Source organism: Pseudarthrobacter oxydans, assembly GCF_013314975.1.
Classification (GTDB): domain Bacteria; phylum Actinomycetota; class Actinomycetes; order Actinomycetales; family Micrococcaceae; genus Arthrobacter; species Arthrobacter oxydans.
The window spans coordinates 1-2,614 of sequence record NZ_JABTYH010000071.1 but is presented as its reverse complement, the minus strand read 5'-3'; the positions used below and the strand labels follow the sequence as shown (position 1 = coordinate 2,614).

2 protein-coding genes are annotated in these 2,614 nt (G+C 64.1%); both read right to left on the bottom strand.

All coding sequences use genetic code 11. The features are described 5' to 3' along the window. Nucleotides 1-4: 4 nt before the first annotated feature. The gene (locus tag HTS88_RS21870; protein WP_013603094.1) at nucleotides 5-1,069 is read right to left on the bottom strand and encodes an IS110 family RNA-guided transposase; all 1,065 of its coding nucleotides are present in this window, start codon (nucleotides 1,067-1,069) and stop codon (nucleotides 5-7) included. A 486-nt stretch (nucleotides 1,070-1,555) separates the two neighbouring features. Continuing rightward, a complete protein-coding gene (locus HTS88_RS21865; protein WP_174182280.1) occupies nucleotides 1,556-2,581 on the bottom strand; it encodes a DUF4192 domain-containing protein in 1,026 nt (341 codons plus the stop codon). Nucleotides 2,582-2,614 lie beyond the last annotated feature (33 nt).

Here is a 2,614-nt window from a genome sequence, read left to right as displayed (position 1 = left end):
GCCCTTATCTTGTCTGGGTCAGGTCCCTTTTGAGGCTGTAGTAGAGCTCGCGGGCGATGAAGCGTTTGAGGCAGCGGATGGCGTCGGCTGATGAGTGCCCTTGAGCACGTTTGCGGTCACGGTATGCCTGGCTCCTTGGGTCATAGCGAAGTCGGCAGATGGCTATGAGGTAGATGACCCTGTTGGCTTGGCGGTTGCCTCCCCGGTGGAGCCGCATGCGGTGTGATTTCCCGGAGGAGACGGGGATGGGAGCGACGCCGCAGAGCCGGGCGAACGCGGCTTCGTTGCGGAAGCGCTCGAAGTTCTCACCGGCGGTTATGAGTAGTTGGGCGACACTGACGGGGCCGACTTGGGGCAGCGCCAGGGTGTTGGGTGCCACGGCGGAGACCAGCCGAGTCAGATGCTTGTCTACCTCGTTGATTTCGGCCGTGAGCTCGTAAACGCGGCGGCCGAGCTCCCGCAGTGCGTATTTCACTGCCTGCTCGGGCTCGTGGATCCGGCTCAGATCCGGCCGCAGGGCGCGGGCTTGAGTGGCTTTGCCCTCGAGGGTTCTGGCGGTCAGCCTGGTCCTGAGATGATCCGGTGCGGTGAGCAGAACATCCCGCAGCTGAACACATGCCGCGCTGCGGGCCTTGATCGCAGAGTCTCTGACCAGGTGAAGATTGCGGATTGCTTCGACCGCTCCGGTGGTGTCCTTCGCTGGATCTGTGCATTCACCAGAGAGAACTTTGCGGGCAGCAGCTTCAGCGTCGACAGCGTCGCTCTTACCGACGCGGTGACGGACTTGAGAGTGGCTCTTGTTTACCTCTACGACATCGATCCCTGCCGCGAGAAGGTGCCGGGTCAGGCCCGCGCCGTAGGATCCGGTGCATTCGATGCCGAATGCGTTGATGATGCCGAAGCTTGCTGCCCAGTCCAGCAGTTGTTGGTAGCCCCCGCGGTCCGAGGGGAATTCTCGGTCGCCGAGCATTCGCCCGTCCTGATCTACTGCAGCTGCATGGTGGACCAGCTGGTGGGTGTCCACTCCGATGGTTACAGCCTTGGCGGGGTGTGTCGTTGTCAGAGTCATGCCGCCTCATTCCTGTCGAGGTTGAGAATGGCGAGCACGATTGACCGGGCCGGGCGGACAAAGCACTGAAAAGCTAAGCTGCACGTTCCTATCAAGTCACGACTCCGTCCGGCCCGGTCGCCCTAGGTGAGTGGCAGGACAGCTGTACCGACAGATCTCCGCATAGACAGATTCATGCACCAAGTACCGAACGTCACGCAGCGGGCAAGTCAGGAACTGCTCCCCTGCCACAGTCTCATTCTCGGCAGTTGGCCTGTCTCCAAACATCAGGCTCGCCATAGCCAAACCTTTGGTTCGAGACGGGCAGAGCAATCGAACCGACAAATCTCCTCCAATACAGATCCGGTCCTGTGCCGAACGTCAACATGCGGGTAAGCCAGGAACTACTGCCCTGCCACAGTTGCAATTCTCCTCAGTGCGCACGCGGGGGAGGCCGCCCCCGCACCCATGGGGCCGGACCGTTGTCCCGGCCCGGCCCCCACCCGTTTAGCGGTGCCGCTTGTAGGCGGTGTCCTGGTTCTTGGCGACGGGGGCGATGGTTCCCCGGCTCACCAGTTGGTCCATGAGTTCCGCGAGCCGGTAGCCTGGCGTGTCAGTCAGGGCGAGCTTGAAGTGGTCTCCGGCTACTGATGATTGGCCTTTGAGGTACGCCAGCCATCCGATCAGGGTCAGCAGGGGCGCCCGGTAGCCTTCCGGCGCGGCGTCAATGAGATCCCGGGCAGTTTCCTGCGCCCGGTCCACTCGGTCCCAGTCCGGGGCGATACCCTCCCCCACGAGCAGATTCCCGCTTCCCTCGGCGTCCGGCAGTTCCGGGTCGATCACGTTGCAGAGCAACGTGTCGCGCAGGTCCGGGCGCTGGAAGCATGCCAGCAGCTCCACCGCCGTCTGCGGATCCGTCCACCCGTCGCGGGTCAGGGCCTCGGCCCACAGTTCCCGGCCCGGAGCCAGCTCCGCGCCGAGCACACCTGGGAGCGCGTGACGGATCTGCTCCTCCCTCTCTGCCGGGCCTGCGAACGGCGCGTAACTGGTGCCGGGCGTCTTTTGGTAGCTGCTGCCACGGAACACCAGTTCCGCGTTCAGCTGCCCGTCCGTGATGGACTCCAGCGGTTCGGGCGGGCAGCACCCGGCGTCGCTGTCACACAGCAGGTTTTGCCAGTGCGACGGGGTGACCAGCCAAGCGTCCTGCAACGGGGTGCCTCCGGTGTCCAGCGCGTCGATGACGGCTTCGACGTGGTCGTGGAAGGGGCGGGGCTCTCCGAGGGCGGGGGTGCTGGCAGTGTAAATGGCCAGCAGCACCGCGGTTGCCTGAGTGTCCAGTGCGAGGTAGTCCACCATGGAGCGGGCGAAACCGGCGGGTTCCGCGACCGCGGGGACGTCCACGCGCAGTGTCGCGCCCAGCGTCTTGCCCCGCATGGTCAGGAACACAAAGGATTCACGCGGTACGAACCCGAGGGAGTGCGGGATGAAGCCGAGGATGTCGGCGGGGCTGGAAATGCGGATTGCGTCATTCATGGTTCGAAGTCCTTTGCTGAGGAGTAGGCGGGC

Bases quoted from the DNA above. Each gene is read 5' to 3' on its own strand.
- HTS88_RS21870 (WP_013603094.1), bottom strand. From the start codon at position 1,069: ATGACTCTGACAACGACACACCCCGCCAAGGCTGTAACCATCGGAGTG.
- HTS88_RS21865 (WP_174182280.1), bottom strand. From the start codon at position 2,581: ATGAATGACGCAATCCGCATTTCCAGCCCCGCCGACATCCTCGGCTTC.